This window comes from Dokdonella sp., assembly GCF_035511235.1.
Classification (GTDB): Bacteria; Pseudomonadota; Gammaproteobacteria; order Xanthomonadales; family Rhodanobacteraceae; genus Dokdonella.
The window spans coordinates 127,670-148,471 of record NZ_DATKFQ010000012.1 but is presented as its reverse complement, the minus strand read 5'-3'; the positions used below and the strand labels follow the sequence as shown (position 1 = coordinate 148,471).

17 protein-coding genes are annotated in these 20,802 nt (G+C 70.0%); 12 read left to right on the top strand and 5 right to left on the bottom strand.

The window, feature by feature from the left end; translation table 11 throughout:
• Positions 1 to 9: 9 nt before the first annotated feature.
• The 7 genes from VMR06_RS07090 (at position 10) to accD (ending at position 8,154) form a co-directional block, all read left to right on the top strand.
• A complete protein-coding gene (locus VMR06_RS07090; RefSeq protein WP_325374531.1) occupies positions 10 to 1,038 on the top strand; it encodes an aspartate-semialdehyde dehydrogenase in 1,029 nt (342 codons plus the stop codon).
• Between the two features lie 104 nt (positions 1,039 to 1,142).
• On the top strand, positions 1,143 to 3,668 hold the full coding sequence (locus tag VMR06_RS07085) for a FimV/HubP family polar landmark protein (RefSeq protein WP_325374529.1): 2,526 nt from the start codon (positions 1,143 to 1,145) through the stop codon (positions 3,666 to 3,668).
• A 109-nt stretch (positions 3,669 to 3,777) separates the two neighbouring features.
• The gene (gene truA / locus VMR06_RS07080; RefSeq protein WP_325374527.1) at positions 3,778 to 4,563 is read left to right on the top strand and encodes a tRNA pseudouridine(38-40) synthase TruA; all 786 of its coding nucleotides are present in this window, start codon (positions 3,778 to 3,780) and stop codon (positions 4,561 to 4,563) included.
• Positions 4,560 to 5,189 (top strand): phosphoribosylanthranilate isomerase, encoded by a 630-nt coding sequence (locus VMR06_RS07075; protein WP_325374525.1) that lies wholly within the window; start codon positions 4,560 to 4,562, stop codon positions 5,187 to 5,189. The genes truA and VMR06_RS07075 overlap by 4 nt, the downstream gene beginning before the upstream one ends.
• Positions 5,190 to 5,193: 4 nt before the next feature.
• Positions 5,194 to 6,408: a tryptophan synthase subunit beta gene (gene trpB / locus VMR06_RS07070; protein ID WP_325374523.1), complete on the top strand. Its 1,215-nt coding sequence runs from the start codon at positions 5,194 to 5,196 to the stop codon at positions 6,406 to 6,408.
• Positions 6,405 to 7,223 carry a tryptophan synthase subunit alpha gene (trpA, locus tag VMR06_RS07065; RefSeq protein WP_325374521.1) on the top strand — a complete coding sequence of 273 codons (819 nt, stop codon included), beginning with the start codon at positions 6,405 to 6,407 and terminating at the stop codon, positions 7,221 to 7,223. Before trpB ends, trpA begins: the two co-directional genes overlap by 4 nt.
• Positions 7,224 to 7,287: 64 nt before the next feature.
• On the top strand, positions 7,288 to 8,154 hold the full coding sequence (gene accD, locus VMR06_RS07060) for an acetyl-CoA carboxylase, carboxyltransferase subunit beta (RefSeq protein ID WP_325374519.1): 867 nt from the start codon (positions 7,288 to 7,290) through the stop codon (positions 8,152 to 8,154).
• A gap of 46 nt (positions 8,155 to 8,200) precedes the next feature.
• On the opposite strand, the gene rapA is transcribed toward accD, so the two are convergent.
• The 5 genes from rapA to tdh all read right to left on the bottom strand — a co-directional run bounded on the left by rapA (position 8,201) and on the right by tdh (position 14,735).
• On the bottom strand, positions 8,201 to 11,029 hold the full coding sequence (gene rapA, locus VMR06_RS07055; protein ID WP_325374517.1) for an RNA polymerase-associated protein RapA: 2,829 nt from the start codon (positions 11,027 to 11,029) through the stop codon (positions 8,201 to 8,203).
• Positions 11,030 to 11,118: 89 nt separating this feature from the next.
• The gene (gene ispA, locus VMR06_RS07050; RefSeq protein WP_325374515.1) at positions 11,119 to 12,012 is read right to left on the bottom strand and encodes a (2E,6E)-farnesyl diphosphate synthase; all 894 of its coding nucleotides are present in this window, start codon (positions 12,010 to 12,012) and stop codon (positions 11,119 to 11,121) included.
• The gene (locus VMR06_RS07045) at positions 12,013 to 12,267 is read right to left on the bottom strand and encodes an exodeoxyribonuclease VII small subunit (protein WP_325374513.1); all 255 of its coding nucleotides are present in this window, start codon (positions 12,265 to 12,267) and stop codon (positions 12,013 to 12,015) included.
• Between the two features lie 40 nt (positions 12,268 to 12,307).
• Positions 12,308 to 13,573 (bottom strand): tRNA lysidine(34) synthetase TilS, encoded by a 1,266-nt coding sequence (gene tilS / locus VMR06_RS07040; protein ID WP_325374511.1) that lies wholly within the window; start codon positions 13,571 to 13,573, stop codon positions 12,308 to 12,310.
• 139 nt (positions 13,574 to 13,712) lie between these two features.
• The gene (tdh, locus tag VMR06_RS07035; protein ID WP_325374509.1) at positions 13,713 to 14,735 is read right to left on the bottom strand and encodes an L-threonine 3-dehydrogenase; all 1,023 of its coding nucleotides are present in this window, start codon (positions 14,733 to 14,735) and stop codon (positions 13,713 to 13,715) included.
• Between the two features lie 322 nt (positions 14,736 to 15,057).
• Here tdh and VMR06_RS07030 point away from each other — a divergent pair, with 322 nt between their 5' ends.
• From VMR06_RS07030 to hflX, 5 genes are all read left to right on the top strand, one after another.
• A complete protein-coding gene (locus VMR06_RS07030; protein WP_325374507.1) occupies positions 15,058 to 15,771 on the top strand; it encodes a hypothetical protein in 714 nt (237 codons plus the stop codon).
• 214 nt (positions 15,772 to 15,985) lie between these two features.
• Positions 15,986 to 18,064: a S46 family peptidase gene (locus VMR06_RS07025; protein WP_349255341.1), complete on the top strand. Its 2,079-nt coding sequence runs from the start codon at positions 15,986 to 15,988 to the stop codon at positions 18,062 to 18,064.
• 24 nt (positions 18,065 to 18,088) lie between these two features.
• Complete coding sequence (gene miaA / locus VMR06_RS07020; protein WP_325374502.1) at positions 18,089 to 19,072, top strand: tRNA (adenosine(37)-N6)-dimethylallyltransferase MiaA; 984 nt, start codon at positions 18,089 to 18,091, stop codon at positions 19,070 to 19,072.
• A gap of 92 nt (positions 19,073 to 19,164) precedes the next feature.
• Positions 19,165 to 19,425, top strand: coding sequence for an RNA chaperone Hfq (gene hfq / locus VMR06_RS07015; protein ID WP_325374500.1), 261 nt, complete (start codon positions 19,165 to 19,167; stop codon positions 19,423 to 19,425).
• A gap of 16 nt (positions 19,426 to 19,441) precedes the next feature.
• Positions 19,442 to 20,779: a ribosome rescue GTPase HflX gene (hflX, locus tag VMR06_RS07010; RefSeq protein ID WP_325374665.1), complete on the top strand. Its 1,338-nt coding sequence runs from the start codon at positions 19,442 to 19,444 to the stop codon at positions 20,777 to 20,779.
• Positions 20,780 to 20,802: the final 23 nt, after the last annotated feature.

The window sequence follows — 20,802 nt, the reverse complement described above, 5'->3', positions numbered from 1 at the left end:
GAGACGACGATGAGCGACGGCAGGACCTACAAGGTGGCGGTGGTCGGGGCGACCGGTGCGGTCGGACAGGCGCTGCTGGAGATCCTGGCCGAGCGCCTCTTTCCGGTCGGCGAGCTGGTACCGCTGGCCAGCACGCGGTCGGCCGGCGGCGACGTCGTCTACGCAGGGCGGCGCCTGATCGTGCGCGACCTGGCGGGGTTCGACTTCGCCGGCGTCGACATCGCGTTCTTCTCGGCCGGCGGCGCGGTCTCGCGCGAGCACGCGCCGCGCGCCGCGGCGGCCGGCGCCGTCGTGATCGACAACACCTCCGAGTTCCGCTACCAGGACGACGTGCCGCTGGTCGTCAGCGAGGTCAATCCGCACGCGATCGCGGGCTACCGCAGGCGCGGCATCATCGCCAATCCGAACTGCTCGACGATGCAGATGCTGGTCGCACTGGCACCGATCCACCGCGCGGTCGGCATCGAGCGCATCAACGTGGCCACTTATCAGTCGGTATCGGGCGCCGGCCGCTCCGGCGGCGAGGAACTCGGCCGGCAGACTGCGGCCCTGCTCAACTTCCAGGATCCGGCACCCGCCAAGTTCCCGGTGCAGATCGCGTTCAACCTGATCCCGCACATCGACGAGTTCCAGGACAACGGCTACACCAAGGAAGAGATGAAGATGGTCTGGGAGACGCGCAAGATCCTCGAAGACGACACGATCCAGGTCAATCCGACCGCGGTGCGCGTGCCGGTGTTCTTCGGGCACGCCGAGGCGGTCCACGTCGAGACCCGCGAGCCGATCGACGCGGCGGTCGCGCGAGCCCTGCTCGAGCAGGCTCCCGGCGTGGTCGTCGTCGACGAGCGCAGAGCCGGGGGCTACCCGACGCCGGCCGGCCACGCCGCCGGCAAGGACCCGGTCTTCGTCGGCCGGATCCGCCAGGACATCTCGCATCCGCGCGGATTGAACCTGTGGGTAGTCGCCGACAACATCCGCAAGGGGGCCGCTCTCAACGCCGTGCAAATCGGTGAACTGGTGGTCAAAACGTATCTCTGATCCGCAGTTACGATTGTGTTATAAGGCAGTTTCGAGATTCGCTCGCAGGAATCCGCCGCCCAAAAGCCGGATTCCGGATCATCGTCGCCGGGGGAGCTTTGCATATGAAACGACCGTTGCAACTGTCGCTGGCGATCGCGCTGGCGATCAGCGGTATCGATGCCATGGCCTTGGGGCTGGGCTCGATCCAGGTCAAGTCGCGTCTGAATCAGCCGCTGGAAGCCGAGATTCCGGTCATCCAGAGCAGCCCCGGGGAAGCCGAGGGCCTGATCGTGCAGCTGGCCAGCGCCGAGGATTTCGAGCGCGTGGGCCTGGACCGCACGCGCAGTGCGGCGGTCCCGCTGGAGTTCAAGCTGGTCCGCAACGCGCAGGGCCAGACCGTGATCCGCGTGACCACGGCCGAGGTCGTCCGCGATCCGTTTCTCGACCTTCTGATCGAGGCGAACTGGCCCAACGGCCGGCTGCTGCGCGAGTACACCGTGCTGCTCGACCCGCCGGTCATGGCCGCGGCGCTGCAGGGATCGACCACCGTTGCCGCATCGCCCGAGCCGGAGCGCGCACGGATCGAGCCGCTGCCGGCAGCGACGCCGAAGCCGGCGCCGAAGACCTCCTCCGTCCCGCCGCCGGTCGCCCGCGCACCGGCCGCGCCGCCCGCTCCCAGGCCCGCTGCCGAGGGCGACTATGCCGTGCAGAAGGGCGACACCCTGTCGGGCATCGCGCGGCAGGTCCGCCCCGATGGCGAGGTCAGCGTCGACCAGACGATGCTGGCGATCTTCAAGGCCAATCCGTCGGCGTTTTACAAGGACAACATCAACGCGCTCAAGAGCGGCGCGATCCTGCGCATTCCCGATACCGAGACGATCCGCGCGGTCGGTTCGCTGCGCGAGGCGGCCGAACAGGTGCGCGGTCAGGTCGAGGACTGGCGCGGCGTTTCCGGCAGCCCGACCCGCATCGCACGCACGTCCGGCGAGGCCGATGCGCCGGCGGCCACTGCGTCGCCGAGCTCGCGCACCAGCGACGATTCGCGCCTGGCGATCGTGCCCCCATCCGTCGGCAAGGACAGTCTGGCTGCCAGCGATCGCGTCGGTGCGAGCAGCGCGGCCGGCGGCAGCGGCGACACGCGCCTCAAGAACGAGCTGTCGCGGACCCAGGAAGCGCTGGCCAGCCGTGAGCAGGAAGCCGGCGAGCTCAAATCGCGGGTTCGTGAACTGGAAGATCTCAAGAACAAGAACGATCGCCTGCTGAGCCTCAAGGACTCGGAAATCGCCGAACTGCAGCAGCGGCTCAAGGCGCTGCAGGATGCAAAGGGCGGCATGGCGGCGACGCCGTCCGTGCCGGCCACGACCGCGCCGGCGAGCGCGACGCCGCCGGCCGCTACCGATGCGCCGTCCGCGCCGACCAAGGACGACATCTGGGGACGCGGCGACGCGGCCACCTCGGCGCCGGCCACGGCCGAGCCGTCCGCGACCGCAACGCCGGTTCCGGCACCGGCGCCGACCGATCCGGTTGCCGCCGATCCGGCCGGCAGCACACCGCCGGTGACGCCCGAGACCGGCACTGCGCCGCCTGCGGTTCCGGCCGGCGATGCGATCACCGCCACCGGCTCGGATACCGCACCGGCGACGCCGCCGGCCACCCCGGCGCAGCCGCCGGCCGCCGCGCCGAAGCCGGCCGTCAAGACGCCGCCGAAGCCGGTGACGCCGCCGCCGGCCGACAGCCCGTGGTTCATGGATCCGAAGGTGCTCGGCGGTGCCGGTGCGATCGGCCTGCTGCTGGTGCTGCTCGGCGTGGTCGGCCTGCGCAAGCGTCGCAAGCCGGTCGAGCGTTCGTCGATCGCCGAGTCGTTCGGCGACTCGCCACTGTCGGCGGCCGCACTGGCCGGCACGGCCGCCGTGGCCGCAGCCGATCCGATCGAGGCCGCGCTGCGCGCGCAGATCGATGCCAATCCGGCCGATCTCGGCGCCCGACTCGAGCTGCTCAGCCATTTCTACGCCGAGCGCCGCATCGAGGATTTCCAGGCCGGTGCGCTCGACATGAACGATTACGTGATCGACCGCAGCCAGCCCGAATGGCTCGAGGTGCAGGCGATGGGCCGCGAACTGCTGCCGGGCCATGCGCTGTTCGCCGAGCCGGGCAGCTCTGCCGAGGCCGCGCCGGACGCGAACGACGAAGCGGCCTACGACGAGGCGTTCGCATTCGATACGCCGGTTGCCGATCCGTTCGACCCGGCGCCCGCGCCGGCACCGGTCACCGATTTCGACTTCGATTTCGACGCACCTTCGCCGGCCCGCATCGAGGAGCCGGTCGCGCCGCCCGCCGCAGCGCCGGCCGACGATGACGGCTTCGACTTCGGCGACCTGCCGCCGCTGGACTTCCAGAGCGAGATCGACGCGGAGGCGCGCGACACCGCCGAGCGCGCGAGCCTGGCCGAGGATGCCGCGCCGGCAGCCTCGCTCGACGACGAGTTCTTCGTCGGCGACGATGCGGTCAACACCAAGCTCGATCTGGCGCGCACCTATCTGGACATGGGCGATCCGGACGGCGCACGGGCGATGCTCGAGGAAGTGCTGGCCGAAGGCAGCCAGGTGCAGAAGGACGAGGCGCGACGCCTGCTCGACGGCATCGTCTGATCGGGTGCGCCATGACCGCGTGCGAGGCCGGGAGCGATCCCGGCCTCGCCGTTTTTGCGGTCGGCCGCTTACAATCGCGCTCTTTTTCCAACGCGGCGGAGTCAGGACCTTGCGCATCGCTCTCGGTGTCGAGTACGACGGCACCGATTTCCTCGGCTGGCAGCGGCTGCGTCACGGGCCGACGGTGCAGGCTGCGCTCGAGGACGCGTTGAGCTTCGTCGCGGCGCGGCCGGTCGAGGTCACCTGTGCCGGGCGCACCGACGCCGGCGTCCACGCGCGCTGCCAGGTCGTCCATTTCGACACCGAGGCCGAGCGCAGCACGCGCGCCTGGGTGCTCGGCAGCAACTCGCAGCTGCCGCCGAGCATCGCCGTGCGCTGGGCGACACCGGTCGAGGATGCCTTTCATGCGCGGTTCGGTGCGCGCGCCCGCCGCTACCGCTATTCGATCCTCAATCGCAGCGTCCGGCCCGCGCTCGACGCCCGCTTCGTGACCTGGGAGCGCGTGCCGCTGGACGCCGTGACGATGCAGGCGGCCGCGCAGGCACTGGTCGGCGAGCACGACTTCAGCGCGTTCCGCACCAGTGCCTGCCAGGCGCGGTCGCCGATGCGCTGCGTGCACGCGATCGCGGTCGCGCGCGAGGGCGAGTACGTGCACATCGAGGTGCAGGCCAACGCGTTCCTGCATCACATGGTCCGCAACATCGTCGGCTCGCTGCTGCCGATCGGTCGCGGCGAGCGCGCGCCGGGCTGGCTCGGCGACCTGCTGGCCGGCCGCGACCGCGACCGCGCCGGTCCCACCGCGCCGGCGACCGGTCTGTGCTTCGTGGGGCCGCTGTATCCGCAGCCGGCCGGGCTGCCGGCCGAGGTCTCGAGCGCGCCCGGGGACCGCATATGAACGGGCGGACCCGCATCAAGTTCTGCGGCATCACGCGTGCGCAGGACGCCGCCTGCGCGGTCGCGCTCGGTGTCGATGCGCTCGGTTTCGTGTTCACGCGGCGCAGTCGCCGCTTCGTCGAGCCGGCGGCCGCCGCGGCGATCCGTGCGACCCTGCCGCCGTTCGTCTGCGCGGTCGCGCTGTTCATGGACGACGAGCCGGCCTGGATCGCGGCGGTACTGGATGCGTTTGGCGCGGATCTGATCCAGTTCCACGGCAGCGAGCCGGCCGCGTTCTGCGACGGCTTCGCGCGGCCGTATCTGAAGGCGGTCGCGATGGCGTCGGTTGCGGACGTGCCCGCCCATCTGGATGCCTACCCGCGCGCTTCGGGTTTCGTGCTGGACGCGCACGCGGCCGGCGAAGCCGGCGGCACCGGCCAGCGCTTCGACTGGGCGCGCGCCCGCGGGCTATCCCGGCCGGTCGTGCTCGCCGGCGGACTGACGGCCGGGACCGTCGGCGAGGCGATCGCGCGCACGCGTCCGTATGCCGTCGACGTGTCGAGCGGCATCGAAACCGCCCCCGGCCTCAAGGATGATGCGAAAATGCGTGCTTTCGCGGCGGCCGTGAGGGCCGCCGACTGCGGATGAGACGATGATGCCTTCGACCGGTTCCAGGACTCTGCCCGACGCACGCGGCCACTTCGGCGACTTCGGCGGCAGCTACGTGGCCGAGACCCTGATGGTGCCGCTGGCCGAGCTGAGCGCCGCCTATGAAGCGGCACGCGCCGACCCGGCGTTCGTCGCCGAGTTCGAGCGCGATCTCAAGTTCTACGTCGGACGGCCGTCGCCGATCTATCACGCTGAGCGCCTGTCGCGGAAGGTCGGCGGGGCGCAGATCCTGCTCAAGCGCGAGGATCTCAACCACACCGGCGCGCACAAGATCAACAACACGATCGGTCAGGCCCTGCTGGCGCGCCGCATGGGCAAGCGGCGCATCATCGCCGAAACCGGCGCCGGCCAGCACGGCGTCGCGACCGCGACGGTCTGCGCGCGGCTTGGCCTGGACTGCGTGGTCTACATGGGCGCGGTCGACGTCGAGCGCCAGGCGATCAACGTGTACCGGATGAAACTGCTCGGCGCCGAGGTGGTGCCGGTGACGTCCGGCTCCAGGACGCTCAAGGATGCGCTGAACGAAGCGATGCGCGACTGGGTGACCCACGTCGCCGACACGTTCTACATCATCGGCACGGTGGCCGGACCGCATCCGTATCCGATGATGGTGCGCGACTTCAACGCCGTGGTCGGCCGCGAGGCGCGCGCGCAGATGCTCGAAGGCTACGGCCGGCTGCCCGACGTGCTGGTCGCCTGCGTCGGCGGCGGCTCCAATGCGATCGGCCTGTTCCATGCGTTCCTCGGCGACGCGGACGTGCGCATCGTCGGGGCCGAAGCCGCCGGCGACGGCATCGCCAGCGGCCGCCATGCGGCCTCGCTGGCCGCGGGCCGGCCGGGCATCCTGCACGGCAACCGCACCTACGTGCTGTGCGACGACAACGGCCAGATCATCGAGACCCATTCGATCTCGGCCGGCCTGGACTATCCCGGCGTCGGTCCCGAGCACGCCTGGCTCAAGGACAGCGGACGTGCCCAGTACGTCGGCATCACCGACGAAGAGGCGCTGGCCGCGTTCCACGAACTGGCGCGCAGCGAAGGCATCCTCGCCGCGCTCGAGTCCAGCCATGCGATCGCGCAGGGCATCAAGCTGGCGCGCGAGCTGCCGCGCGATGCGCTGATCCTGGTCAACCTGTCCGGCCGCGGCGACAAGGACGTGCACACGATCGCCGCGCGCGAAGGGATCAGCCTGACATGAACCGCATCGACGCGCGCTATGCGCAGCTGCGCGCTGCCGGCCGCATCGGCCTGATTCCGTTCGTCACCGCCGGCGATCCGTCGCCGGACCTGCTGGTGCCGACGATGCATGCCCTGGTCGCGTCCGGCGCCGACCTGATCGAGCTCGGCGTGCCGTTCTCCGATCCGATGGCCGACGGACCGGTGATCCAGCACGCGAGCGAACGCGCGGTCGCGCGCGGCGTCGGTATCGGCCTGATCCTCGAAGGCGTCGCGGCGTTCCGTCGCGACGACGCGGCGACGCCGGTGGTCCTGATGGGCTATCTGAATCCGATCGAGATCTACGGCTGGGCGCGCTTCGCGCGCGACGCGGCCGCGGCCGGCGTCGACGGCGTGCTGCTGGTCGACTGTCCGGTCGAGGAGGCCGATCGCGCCGCGCCGCTGGCGCAGACCGGCCTGCACCAGATCTTCCTGGTCGCGCCGACCACGACGCCCGAGCGCCTCGGCGACGTCACCGCGCGCGCGCAGGGCTTCCTCTACCTGGTTTCGTTCGCCGGCGTGACCGGTGCCGACCGCCTCGAAACCGGCGAGATCGCGCAGCGCATCGCCGCGATCCGCCGTGCGGCCGCAGTGCCGATCGCGGTCGGCTTCGGCGTGCGCGACGCGGCATCGGCTGCCGCCATCGGCGCCGCCGGCGCCGATGCGGTCGTCATCGGCAGCGCGCTCGTCGAGCGGCTGGCCGGCGCCGCCGACGCGGCCGAGATCGCGGCCCGTGTCGGCCGATTCCTGGCGCCGATCCGCGCAGCATTGGATGCGACGCCGCGCGACCCCAGCTGATTCTTCGACTTCGACCGAATCCGGTGCCGCGCCGGATTGGTCACCCGATCCAGGAGGCACGCACATGAACTGGCTGCAGAAACTGATGTCCGGCCGCGCCCGCACCGAGGGCACCAATGCCAAGGGCAAGGTGCCCGAAGGCCTCTGGGAGAAGTGCGACGGCTGCGCCGCGGTGCTCTATCGCCCCGAGCTCGACCGCAATCTGATGGTCTGTCCGAAATGCGGGCACCATCATGCGATGCGCGCGCGCGACCGACTCGCCACGCTGTTCGACGAAAATTCCGCGGTCGAGCTGTTCGCCGGTCTGGAGCCGGTGGACGTGCTGAAGTTCAAGGACACCAAGAAGTACCGCGATCGTATCGTGGCCGCGCAGAAGCAGACCGGCGAGAAGGACGCGATGGTCGTGATGCGCGGCCTGCTCAAGGAGCGCGCGCTGGTGGCCTGCGCGTTCGAGTTTTCGTACATGGGCGGATCGATGGGCTCGGTGGTCGGCGAGAAGTTCACGCGCGGCGCCGAGCAGGCGCTGCGCGACGGCATTCCGTTGGTCTGCTTCTCGGCGACCGGTGGCGCGCGCATGCAGGAAAGCCTGTTCTCGCTGATGCAGATGGCCAAGACCTCCGCGGCGTTGGCGCGGCTGCGTGCGGCCGGGCTGCCTTACATCTCGGTGCTGACGCATCCGACCACCGGCGGCGTGTCGGCCAGCCTCGGCATGCTCGGCGACGTCAACATCGGCGAGCCCCAGGCACTGATCGGCTTCGCCGGTCCGCGCGTCATCGAGCAGACCGTGCGCGAGACGCTGCCCGAAGGCTTCCAGCGTTCGGAATTCCTGCGCGAGCACGGCGCGCTCGATCTGATCGTCGACCGGCGCGAGATGCGCGACAAGCTCGCCGCGCTGTTCGCGCTGATGATGCGCCAGCCGCGCGCAGCCTGACCCGCGTGACGCCGGCCGCGGCATCGCGGCCGCCGGCATGCCGCGCTCAACGCAGCGACAGAAAGTCCGCGCTGCAGACCAGCCGCACCGCGTCCAGGCGCGCGGCCGCCTTCGGCAGGGCCTCGCGCAGCGCCTCGAGCTCGGCCGCGACCGCGTCGACTTCTTCGGAGCGGACCGCCGGATTGACGCGCGCCAGCGCGCTCAGCCGCGCGTGCTCGTCGCCGAGCCGGCGCTCGGCCTCGGCCAGCGCGGCGGCAATCTGGATCTGCGCGTACTCGCGCACGCGTGTCTGCGCATGCGCGAGCAGCGGCGGTACCAGCTTGGAGAGGATCGGCCGGTAACGCGCCGGATCGAGCGTGCGCTCGTTCGCGCGCAGGTCGGTCTGCGGCTGGAAGTCGTGGCGCTCCTGCAGGCGCGAGTCGATCACGACGCGGATCGGCGAGGGCGGCAGGAAGCGGTCCACGCCGAGCCGGCGGTCGGCGACGCAGGCCAGCACGAAGACGCATTCGAGCAGCGCGCTGCGCGCGGGCAGGGCGGGGTCGACCAGGAACGCCGCGTTGCCTTGCTCGCTCTCGAGCAGCAGGTCGAGTGCGCCGGCGACCATCGGATGATCGAGCCGCAGCAGCGGCAGATCCTCGCGCGACAGCGCGACCGTGCGCTGGAACGTCGCCTGCTGAGGGCCGTCCTTGAGCCCCGGAAATCCGTCGGTGCTGAGGTATTCCGGATCGAGCAGGATCAGGCCGCCCCCCTGTTCCTCGCCGTGCACGCCGAACTGCTCGAACAGGCGCAGGATGAAGTCGCGCGCGCCGGTGTCGGCATCGAGCATCGCCAGCGTGTCGGTCAGGTCCTCGCCGCGCGCGTCGCGTTCGCTGGCCAGTTCGAGCAGACGATCGCGTCCGGCATGGACGATCGCCGAGAGCTCTTCGTGGGCCGCGCGCGTCTCGGCGATCAGCGCGTCGAGCTCGGCATCGGTCTCCTCGCCGCCGCGCGCGTGCAGCATCGCGATCTCGGTGAGGCGCGCGCCGAAACGCTTGAGCAGCTCGCGGCCGTCGGCCGGACTGTGCCGGAACGCATCGAGTCCTTCCTCGTACCAGCGCGCCAGCGCCTGTTGCGCGCTGCCCTGGACGACGCAGTAATGCAACTGGATGTCGTGCTTCTGGCCGATCCGGTCGAGGCGGCCGATGCGCTGCTCGAGCAGATCCGGATCGAGCGGCAGATCCCACAGCACCAGATGCCGTGCGAACTGGAAGTTGCGGCCTTCCGAGCCGATCTCCGAACACAGCAGCACGCGTGCGCCTTCCGGATCGGCGAAATAGGCCGCGTTGCGATCGCGCTGCACCAGGCTCATGCCTTCGTGGAAGCGCGCGACCTTGGCGCCGCTGCGCGTGCGCAGCGCGTCCTCGAGCGCGAGCACCTTGGCCTGGGTCCGGCAAATCAGCAGCAGCTTGTCGGCGCCATGGCGCTCGAGCAGATCGACCAGCCACGGCAGGCGGACGTCCTCGCCGTAGTCGTGCTCGAGGCCGACGTCGCCGCTCTGGCCGTCGGCCTGGAACTCGGCGAGCAGACGCTGGCGAGCGGCGTCGTCGAGCACGCCGGCGTCGAGCATATGCGGTCGCGGCAGACGCTGCGGAAAGCCGCCGATCCGCGCGCGCCGGTTGCGGAACATCACGCGACCGGTGCCGTGGCGGTCGATCAGTGCGTCGAGCAGGGCGTCCGGGTCGGCGCCGCTGTCGAGCAGCGCCTGCAGTTGCGGGTCGGCGTCGAAGCGCTGCGCGAGCTCGGCGCGCTCGGACGCGTCCAGCGCGGCGCCGTCGTTGAGCTTGCCGGCGATCGAGGACAACCGCGCATAGCCGTCGGCTTCGGCGACATAGCGGTCGAGGTCCGGGAAGCGCGCCGGATCGAGCAGGCGCAGGCGCGCGAAATGGCCGCTGCGGCCGAGCTGTTCGGGCGTCGCCGTCAGCAGGATCAGGCTGGGGATGCGCTCGGCCAGGGTCTCGACCAGGCGATAGGCGGGGCTGGCCGACTCGGGCGTCCAGGCCAGATGGTGCGCCTCGTCGACGACCAGGACGTCCCATCCGGCGGCGATCGCCTGCGCGGCGCGCTTGGGATGGCCGGCGAGAAAGTCGACGCTGGCGATCACCTGCTGTTCGTCGGCGAACGGATTGCGGCCGTCGCCGGCCGCCTCGATCGCCTCGCAGCGCTCCTCGTCGTAGAGCGCGAAGGACAGGTTGAAGCGGCGCAGCAGCTCGACGAACCACTGATGCACGAGGCTTTCGGGCAGCAGCACGAGCACGCGTCCGGCACGTCCGGTCGCGATCAGGCGGCTGACGATCATGCCGGCCTCGATGGTCTTGCCGAGGCCGACCTCGTCGGCCAGCAGCACGCGCAGCGGCTGCCGTCCGATCGCCGAGGCGGCCACCTTGAGCTGATGCGGAATCAGGTCGATCCGTGCCGATGCGAGGCCCCAGGCCGGCGAGCGCAGCGCGGCGGCACGCCGGCCGAGCGCGTCGAGGCGGAAGTCGAAGCGGTCGCTGCGATCGAGCCGCACCGAGATCAGGCGCTCGTCGGCACGCGAGATCGGCTGCGTGTCGTCGAGCTCCGATTCGGCCAGCCGCTGGCCGTCGCCGTGATAGACGAGCAGGCCGTCATCGTCCTCCACGCGCTCGACCGTGAACGAAAGTCCGTTGCCCTGGATCTTCTGACCGGCGCGAAACTCGGCGCGGGTCAGCGGCGCGGCGTGCACGGCGTAGTGGCGCAGCACGCCCGAGGTCGCGTAGAGCACCTGCACGCTGCGGCCCTCGACGCGCAGGATCGTGCCGAGGCCGAGTTCGGGTTCGGCATTGGAGATCCAGCGTTGTCCGGGCTTGAGCTGCATGCGCGTGTCGACTCCAAAACGGCGAAGGGGCGCGGATTATCCGCACTGGCCCGCGACGGCGCCAGGCATGCGCCGCGATGCGGCCGCGATCAGCTCTCGCGCAGCGCGACGAACCGGGCCAGATCGACCAGGGCGCGGCCGCCCTCGCCGAACGTCGCCGCGTCGGCGAGTGCCTGAGCGGTCATCGCGGCGAGCTGCGCGCGCGAGGCGGGCATGCCAAGTATCGCCGGATAGGTCGGCTTGGCGTGCGCCTCGTCCTTGCCGGCCGTCTTGCCGAGCTGGTCAGTGCTGCCCTCGACATCGAGGATGTCGTCGCGGATCTGGAAGGCCAGGCCGACGCAGTGGCCGTAGCGGTCGATCCTCGCCAGCACGGCATCGTCGCGGCAGCCGGCCGCGAGCGCGCCGAGGCGCACCGAGGCGCGGATCAGCGCGCCGGTCTTGTGCACGTGCATGCGCTCGAGGGCGGCCGGATCGAGCCGATGGCCGACCGACGCCAGATCCAGCGCCTGTCCGCCGGCCATGCCCTGCGATCCGCAGGCCTTGCCCAGGATGCGCAGCATCTCGATGCGGACCGCAGGCTCGACGTCGAGCGCCGGTGCTTCGCTCAGGACCTCGAACGCGAGCGCCTGCAGCGCGTCGCCGGCGAGGATCGCCATCGCCTCGCCGAACGCGACATGGCAGGTCGGCTGGCCGCGCCGCAATGCATCGTCGTCCATCGCCGGCAGGTCGTCGTGCACCAGCGAATAGGCGTGAATGATCTCGACCGCCGCGGCCGGTGCGTCGAGCCGGTCCAGCGGCGCGCCGAGCGCCAGGCCGGCCGCATAGACCAGCAGCGGACGCATCCGCTTGCCGCCGCCGAGCACCGCGTAGCGCATCGCGCGATGCAGCGGAACCGGCGGCGTCGCCTCATCCGGCAGGACGCGCGCGAGCGCCGCGTCGGCGCGGTTCGACAGCGCCTGCAGATCGGGCGGGAGATCGCGCACTCAGGGCGTTTCGGGATCGAAGGGTCTGGCCGAGCCGATCGCTTCGGGATCGAGCAGTTGCTGTACGCGCAGCTCGGCCTGTTCCAGGGCACCCTGGCAACTGCGATAGAGCGCGATGCCGCGCTCGAACGAATGCAGCGACTCGTCCAGGCTCAGATCGCCGTGCTCCATGCGCGCGACGAGCTGCTCGAGTTCGTCGAGCGACCGCTCGAACTGGGCTACCTGCGTCGTGCTGTCGTCGGTCGGATCGGGCATGCGCGAAAAGTAGCCCAGCGCTCGGTCAAGTTCAATGGCGTCAACCGGCCGTGCCGCTGCGTCCGGCCCACTGCACGCGGCAGCCGAGCCGCGCGAACAGGGCCTGTCCCTCTTCGCCGGTCCACAGGTCGGCCACGGCCAGCAGCGTGCCGTCCTGCGCGATCACCAGCGGCACCCGGCCGCGTTCCCACGGCGGCAGGCCCGACTCCTGAAACAGCTGAGACAGCTCGCGGCGATGTTCGCTGCCCGACAGCCGGATCGTCTCGCCGCCGTGGCGGAACCGGACGTAGAGCGGGAAGGGCGGCTCGATGAGGGGCGTGCCGTCCCCGGCGCTCACCAGGCGCAGGACGCCCAGGTCGGCCGGAAGTACGACATCGCCGGCGTCCAGGCGCGCCATCCAGTCCAGTGGCGGTGATTGCAGCGGCGCCGAGGCGTACAGGAGATCGCGATGGCGGCGCAGCTCGGCACCCGGCCAGCGTACGCAGGGCTGGCGATCGTCGCCGGCCTCGGCCAGCTGGCGCATCAGTTCGGCGGTCTGGAAGTGCGTCGGTTCGGACAGGCCGAGTCCGCGCAGCCAGCGCCGCAGCGACGGATCGCGCAGCGCTTCGGGCAGGTCGAGCCAGCCGCGATAGCGCAGGGTCGCCGGATCCAGCCCCTGCAGCGAGGCCAGGGCCTGTTCGGCCGCCACGTCGATGAAGTCGGAGGCCGCCCGCGCCCAGGCCGACGCCATGACGAGGCTGGCATCGGCCTCGGGCCACCGCTCGCGCAGGCGCGGCAGGATCTGCGCGCGGACGAGATTGCGGTCGATCGTCATGTCGAAGTTGCTCGGATCCTGCACCCAGGGCAGGTCATGCAGGCTCGCGTAGTCGCGCAGCGTGGCCTGCGGCAGGTCCAGCAGCGGCCGCCAGGCGTGCCCGAGACCGAGCGGGCGCAGTGTGCGCATCGCGCCGAGGCCTTCCGGCCCCGAACCGCGCATCAGCTTGAGCAGGACCGTCTCGGCCTGATCGTCACGGTGGTGCGCGAGCGCGAGGATCTCGCCCGGTGCCAGCACGGTCTCGATCGCGCCGTAGCGCGCGCGCCGGGCGGCGCCCTCGGGACCGGCGCCGGGCCCGACCTCGATCGTGATCCGCCGGATCGAGACGTCAAGCGACCGTGCGAAGCGCTGGCAATGTTCGGACCAGGCCCGGCTGTCCGCCTGCAGCCCGTGATCGACGTGCAAAGCGCTCAAGCCGCGCGCGCGCGCCGCCTCCATCCCGGCCAGGGCATGCAGCAGCGTCGAGGAGTCCAGTCCGCCGCTGTAGGCCACGCGAATCGGGCCGGCCGGCAGCCGGGCCAGTGCCGCTTCGAGGGTCTGCGTCAGACGGTGGGCTTTCAGTTCTCGCTCCGTAGACGTGCAGGTCGCCCCCGGCCGCGATCGTCGCGGGCGGGGGCCGCCGCGGTCGTGCTCAGTTCCAGGAGCACACCACCTTGCCGCAGTTGCCTGCTTCCATCAGGTCGAATCCTTTCTGAAAATCGTCGATGTGGATCTGGTGCGTCAGCACCTTCTGCAGCGGGAATCCGGTCAGCACCATCTGCGTCATCTTGTACCAGGTCTCGTACATGCGCCGTCCGTAGATGCCGTGCAGGACCAGGCCCTTGAAGATCACCTTGTCCCAGTCGATGCCGGCGCCCTTGGGCTGGATGCCGAGCAGTGCGATCTTGCCGCCGTGGTACATGCAGTCGAGCATGTCGTTGAACGCGCGCGGATTGCCGCTCATCTCGAGGCCGACGTCGAAGCCCTCGATGTGCAGATCCTTGACGACGTCGCGCAGCGACTGCTCGGAGACGTTGACCACCCGCGTGGCGCCCATGTCGGCGGCCAGCTTCAGGCGGTAGTCGTTGACGTCGGTCACCACGACGTTGCGTGCGCCGACGTGCTTGGCGATGCCGGCCGCGATCACGCCGATCGGACCGGCGCCGGTGATCAGCACGTCCTCGCCGATCAGGTCGAACTCCAGCGCGCAGTGTGCGGCGTTGCCGTACGGGTCGAAGAAGGCGGCCAGCTCCGACGGAATCGGGTCGGGAATCGGCCACAGGTTCGACGCCGGCATCGCGATGTATTCGGCGAACGCGCCGTGGCGGTTGACGCCGATGCCGACCGTGTTGGGACACAGATGCTGGCGGCCGGCGCGGCAGTTGCGGCAGACGCCGCAGACGATGTGGCCCTCCGCCGAGACGCGCTGGCCGACCTCGTAGCCGCGCACGCCGGCGCCGATGTCGACGATGCGGCCGACGAACTCGTGTCCGATCACCAGACCCGGCTTGATCGTGCGCTGCGACCACTCGTCCCACAGGTAGATGTGGAGGTCGGTGCCGCAGATCGCGGTTTTTTCGAGCTTGATCAGGACGTCGTTGGGTCCGATCTCGGGGAGCGGCACGTCTTCGAGCCAGATGCCCTTGCCGGGCTCGCGTTTCACCAAGGCCTTCATGCAGGTCGTCGCGGTGTGAAGAGGGGCGCGGATTATAGGTCCACGACGCATGCGCGCAGCGCTGCAATGCACCAGGTCCCGCTCGAGCCCGTCCCGAGCGCTCGTTTGCGCTCGGGCCATACCGCTTCGTATGGAAAATCCCAAAAAATGATGACCTTCCGCCTGTTGCGTCCGCAGGCTGAATGTGCTCGAATTGTTAAATGGCTTTCGTACGTCCAGTCCGCTGGACATCATTCGAACAGTTGCCCAAAGCCCGGGAGGGGGTTTCTCCTGGGAAGTTCGTCAACGCGGGCGGTTTCTGCCCCATTCCGGAGAACGTGTAGTGTCCAAGTCCCTTCTTGCCCTTTCCGTCGGCCTGTTCTGCGCTGCCGGTGCCCAGGCTGCCAGCTTCAGCACCACGACCCAGTCGCTCGGCAACGTGCCGGCCGCGGCCTGCCCGACCGGCCCGGGCAATCTCAGCCACAACACCGACTGCGCTCCGCTTCAGGGCACGGTCGCCTGCGGCGCGACCGGTCTGGCCACCACGGCCGAGAACAGCTACTACCGCCGCTACGTCCTGGCCGCCGGCACCACGCCGGGTGCCAGCGTTTCGTCGGTCCACATCGGTATCGAGAGCACGACCTCGGGTACCGGTAGCGATGTAACCGGCATGGAAGTGCGCATCTACACGATCCCGACCGGCACCGCGCTGACGACCGGCGCGCTGACCCTGATCGGCTCGGCGCCGTTCACCTCGCCGGACGGCAACGTGCTGGCCGAGCTGGACCTGGCGATCTCGCCGGCCGCGGTCATCGACGATCCGGCCACCAAGGACATCGTCGTCGAGCTGTTCCAGCCGGACCTCGAGCCGTCGGCCAGCGCGTTCGTGTTCGGTTCCAATTCGACCGGTTCGGGTATCACCTACCTGCGCGCTCCGGACTGCGGTGCCAACCAGCCGACCGACATCGCTTCGCTCGGCTTCCCCGATGTCAAGATCATCGCCGCGCTTGCCGGCCAGGGTCTGCCGGTGTCGCTGCAGGACTTCACGATCGAGTGATGCTGCGCGCCATCGCGTGAAAACGACGCCCCGGTTCGCCGGGGCGTTTTTTTGTCCGTCGTTCCGGGCATGACTTCTGTCCTGCGCCCGGCAGGCCGTGTTGCGGCACCATCGGCGGTTCGTTTTCGCCGAAGGTCCTCCCATGCATCGCCGTTCACTGCTGGCCCTCGTCCTGGCCCTCTTCGTCACCACGCCCGCCCTCGCGACCGAAGGCATGTGGCAGCCGGCGCAGCTGCCGGCGATCGCCGGCGATCTCAAGGCGGCCGGCCTTCAGCTCGATCCGCACGATCTGACCGACCTGACCGGCCCGACGATGGGCGCGATCGTCAGCCTCGGCTTCTGCACGGCCTCGTTCGTGTCGCCGCAGGGTCTGGTCGTGACCAACCACCACTGTGCGTACGGCGCGATCCAGTACAACTCGACGGCCGAGCGCAACCTGATCAAGAACGGCTTCCTGGCGCGCCGGTTCGAGGAGGAACTGCCGGGCGATCCGAACCTGCGCGTCTACGTCACCGAGGAGATTCGCGACGTCACGCGCGAGATCGCCCGCCGCGTCAAGCCGGACATGGACGGCTACGCGCGCTACGAGGCGATCGACCGCGCCGAAAAGGAGCTCGTCGCGCGCTGTGAGAAGCCCGGCGGCCTGCGCTGCAGCGTGTCCGCGTTCTACGGCGGCGCCAGCTACCAGCTGATCCGTCAGCGCGAGATTCGCGACGTCCGGCTGGTCTACGCGCCGGCCGGCGCGGTCGGCAAGTTCGGCGGCGACGTCGACAACTGGATGTGGCCGCGCCATACCGGCGACTTCAGTTTCCTGCGCGCCTACGTCGGCAAGGACGGCAAGTCCGCGGCGTACTCGAAGGACAACGTGCCGTACCAGCCCGCCCACGTGCTGCCGGTCAATGCCGATGGCGTTCAGGCCGGCGACTTCGTCATGGTGACCGGCTATCCGGGGCGCACCAACCGCTACCGGCGTGCCGCCGAGGTCGCCGATGCGATCGACTGGTCCTATCCGGCCCAGCAGCAGATCGTCACCGACATCCTCGGCATCATCGACGTCGAGGGCCGGCGCGATCCGGAGGTGGCGGTCAAGTACGCCAGCTCGGTCGCGAGCTTCAACAATGCGCTCAAGAACTACGGCGGCCAGCTCGAAGGCCTCGGCCGCGCCGATGCGGTCGCGACCAAGCGTGCGCGCGAGGCGGAGCTCGACGCCTGGCTGTCGCGCCAGGGTACCGAGGAAGCGGCCCTGCGCGCCGACATCACGGCGCTCGACGCGCTCCTGGCCAGCCAGCGCGCGACGCGCGATCGCGACATGCTGCTCGGCTATCTGCAGCGCACCCAGCTCTACAGCGCCGCCTACAGCGTCTACCGGCTCGCGATCGAGCGCGACAAGCCGGCGCTCGATCGCGAATCGGGCTACCAGCCGCGCGACGAGGCACGCATCGAGGGCAATCTGCGGCAGATGGAGCGCCGCGGCGATCCGGCGACCGACGCCCGCATCCTCGCCTACGTGCTCAAGCGCTACCAGCAGCTGCCGGCCGCGCAGCGCATCGCGGCGCTCGACCAGTGGCTTGGCAGCGATGCCGCGCAGGTCGACCCCAAGGTTGCCGCGCTGTACGCCGGCAGCGCGCTCGGCACCACGGATGCCCGACTGGCCGGGCTGAAGCTGTCGCGCAAGCAGATCGAGGCCTCGGACGATGCCGCCTACCGGATGATCGTCGGGCTGATGCCGGAGCTGCTGCGCATCGAGCGCGAGCGCAAGGCACGCGTCGGCGAGGAGATGAAGCTGCGGCCGCGCTACATGCAGGCGATGATCGCGTTCAACGAGTCGCAGGGGCGGGCGGTCTATCCGGACGCCAACAGCTCGCTGCGCCTGACCTACGGCAAGGTGCAGGGCCTCAAGAAGGACGGCGCGGAGTTCTTCCCGTTTACGACGCTCGAGGGCATTGCCGCCAAGAGCACCGGCGTCGACCCGTTCGACACGCCCCAGAACGTGCTCGAGCGGATTCGCGCCAAGGACTACGGCCGCTACGTCAATCCGGCGATTGGTTCGGTGCCGGTCGATTTCCTGGCCGACCTCGACATCACCGGCGGCAACTCCGGCTCGCCGACGCTCGATGCGCGTGGACGGCTGGTCGGTCTGGCCTTCGACGGCGTGTGGGAGAGCGTCAGTGCCGACTGGCTGTTCAATCCGGCATTGACGCGCTCGATCCAGGTCGACGTGCGCTACATGCTGTGGGTCATGGACAAGGTCGACGGCGCGAGCAACCTGCTGCAGGAGATGGGCGTACGCTGAGCGCTTTCCTAGCGCGAGGCCTCCATGTCGGTCGACACGCGCCCGCCCGCGATCTTCCTGATGGGGCCGACGGCGTCCGGCAAGACGGCATTGGCCTGTGCGCTTGCGGCACGCTTCGATGTCGGCCTGATCAGCGTCGATTCGGCACTGGTCTATCGCGGCCTCGACATCGGCGCCGCCAAGCCCGATGCCGAGACGCTGCGCCGCCATCCGCATGCGCTGATCGACATCCGCGACCCGGAGGAGGCCTACTCGGCCGCCGAGTTCGCGGCGGACGCGCATGCCGCCATGGAGGCGGTGACGCGGTCGGGCAGGGTGCCGCTGCTGGTCGGCGGCACGATGCTGTACTTCCACGCGCTTCAGCAGGGGCTTTCCGATCTGCCGGTAGCCGATCCGGCCATCCGCGCGCGCCTCGCCGCCGAGGCGGCGAGGCTCGGCTGGCCGGCGCTGCATGCGCGCCTGGCCGAGCGCGATCCTTCGGCTGCCGCGCGGATCGGACCGGCCGACGGCCAGCGCATCCAGCGTGCGCTCGAGGTGATCGAGCTCTCCGGCCGCCCGCTGTCGGAGCAGCAGGGCGGGCCGCGCGGCCGATTCGCCTGGCGCGTACTCAAGCTCGCGCTGGCGCCGACCGATCGGAGACCGCTGCATGCGCGGATCGCGCATCGGCTGGAGACGATGTTCGAGGCGGGATTCGTCGAAGAGGTGCGAGCGCTGCGCATGCGTCCGGCGCTGGACGCCGACGCGCCGGCGATGCGAGCGGTCGGCTACCGCCAGGTGTGGCAGTACCTGGATGGCGAAACCGACGCGGCCGGCATGCGCGAGCGCGCGATCTTCGCGACGCGTCAACTGGCCAAGCGGCAGATCACCTGGCTGCGCAGCGAGCTCGATGCGCGCTGGCTGAATCCCGAGGACGAACGGCACGCGCAGGCCGCCGAGCAGGCGCTCGTCCAGTTCCTGGGCCGTCCGAAACGTGAGTCGGACATTGGAACTTGGCCGTCGTTTGCCTAAGATAACAGCCGTTGAACCGGGGCCATACCGGACGCATGTTGCGTGCGGTGCTCGTTTTGTCCGGTTCGGGTCGCGTCGCCAGGAGAATGAAAATGTCTAAGGGGCAGTCATTGCAGGATCCGTTCCTCAATGCACTTCGGCGCGAACGCGTGCCGGTGTCGATCTATCTGGTCAACGGCATCAAGCTGCAAGGCACGATCGAGTCGTTCGACCAGTTCGTCGTTCTGCTGCGCAATACCGTCAGCCAGATGGTCTACAAGCACGCCATTTCGACCGTAGTACCCACGCGCAACGTGCGCATCGCCGGCCCGGAAAGCGCCGGAGCTTCCGGCGACGCCGCCGATCCGGACTGACCCGAGGTAGACCGCACTGTTCGAACGATCCAGAAAGGGCGAGCGCGCGCTGCTGCTGCAGCCGCAGCCGCCGGGCGGCAACGATCCGGTCCTGCTCGAGGAATTCGCCGAGCTCGCCCGCTCGGCCGGTGCGAGCGTGGTCGGCAGTCTCAGCGCCCGCGTCGAGCGGCCGAATCCGCGCTATTTCGTCGGCACCGGCAAGGCCGACGAGCTCAAATCGCAGCGAGAAGCGCTCGGCGCCGACCTGATCCTGGTCAATCACGCGCTGAGCCCGGTGCAGGAACGCAATCTCGAGAAGCTGACCGCCTGCCGCGTCGTCGACCGCACCGGCCTGATTCTCGACATCTTCGCGCAGCGCGCACGTTCGCACGAAGGCAAGCTGCAGGTCGAGCTCGCCCAGCTCAAGCACATGTCGACCCGGCTGGTGCGCGGCTGGACGCATCTGGAGCGTCAGCGCGGAGGTGCGATCGGCTTGCGCGGCCCCGGCGAGACCCAGCTCGAACTCGACCGCCGCCTGCTCGGCGAGCGCATGAAGCAGCTGCAGAAGCGCCTGGACAAGGTCGCCACGCAGCGCGCGCAGGCGCGCCGCGCGCGCATGCGCAACGAACTGCCGGTAGTGGCGCTGGTCGGCTATACCAATGCCGGCAAGTCGACGCTGTTCAATGCGTTGACCGGTGCCGGCGTCTATGCGGCCGATCAGCTGTTCGCAACGCTCGATCCCACCTTGCGGCGGCTGCCGGATCTGGACAGCGGACCTGCGTTGCTCGCCGACACGGTCGGTTTCATCCGCGATCTGCCACACGATCTGGTCGCGGCGTTCCGCTCGACGCTGGCCGAGGCGCGCGATGCCGATCTGCTGCTGCACGTGATCGACTTGGCCGATCCGGAGCGCGAGCAGCGCATCGTCGACGTCGAAGCGGTCCTGGCCGAGATCGGCGCCGGCGACGTGCCGCAGATCCTGGTCTACAACAAGATCGACCAGGTCGAAGGCCTGCAGCCGCGTCTCGACGCCGGCGAAGCCGGAGCGCCGCCGCGCGTATCGGTCTCGGCACGCGACCGGCGCGGGCTGGAGCTGCTGCGCGAGGCGGTCGCCGGACGGCTGGCCGCCGAGCGCGTCGAGGCCGTGCTGCACCTGCCGCCGACGGCCGGCCGGCTGCGCGCGCGCCTGCATCAGCAGGGCGTGGTCGCCGAGGAGAGCGCGGACGAGAGCGGCTGGCGCGTCCGCATCGACGCGCCGCGGCTGCTGGTCGAGCCGATGTTCGGCCTGCCCGACGGCGACGGTGCCTGGCTGCGCGAGCGCTTGCTTGCCCCGTCCGAGGACGAAACCTACAATCCCCGGGCAACTGCGCATTGATCGCGTCATCGCGACGCCGGCGG

Coding starts and splice junctions, on each gene's coding strand:
- hfq (WP_325374500.1), top strand. CDS start 19,165: ATGTCTAAGGGGCAGTCATTGCAGGATCCGTTCCTCAATGCACTTCGG.
- VMR06_RS07075 (WP_325374525.1), top strand. CDS start 4,560: ATGAACGGGCGGACCCGCATCAAGTTCTGCGGCATCACGCGTGCGCAG.
- miaA (WP_325374502.1), top strand. CDS start 18,089: ATGTCGGTCGACACGCGCCCGCCCGCGATCTTCCTGATGGGGCCGACG.
- tdh (WP_325374509.1), bottom strand. CDS start 14,735: ATGAAGGCCTTGGTGAAACGCGAGCCCGGCAAGGGCATCTGGCTCGAA.
- VMR06_RS07090 (WP_325374531.1), top strand. CDS start 10: ATGAGCGACGGCAGGACCTACAAGGTGGCGGTGGTCGGGGCGACCGGT.
- VMR06_RS07085 (WP_325374529.1), top strand. CDS start 1,143: ATGAAACGACCGTTGCAACTGTCGCTGGCGATCGCGCTGGCGATCAGC.
- rapA (WP_325374517.1), bottom strand. CDS start 11,029: ATGCAGCTCAAGCCCGGACAACGCTGGATCTCCAATGCCGAACCCGAA.
- trpB (WP_325374523.1), top strand. CDS start 5,194: ATGATGCCTTCGACCGGTTCCAGGACTCTGCCCGACGCACGCGGCCAC.
- accD (WP_325374519.1), top strand. CDS start 7,288: ATGAACTGGCTGCAGAAACTGATGTCCGGCCGCGCCCGCACCGAGGGC.
- VMR06_RS07045 (WP_325374513.1), bottom strand. CDS start 12,267: ATGCCCGATCCGACCGACGACAGCACGACGCAGGTAGCCCAGTTCGAG.
- trpA (WP_325374521.1), top strand. CDS start 6,405: ATGAACCGCATCGACGCGCGCTATGCGCAGCTGCGCGCTGCCGGCCGC.
- VMR06_RS07025 (WP_349255341.1), top strand. CDS start 15,986: ATGTGGCAGCCGGCGCAGCTGCCGGCGATCGCCGGCGATCTCAAGGCG.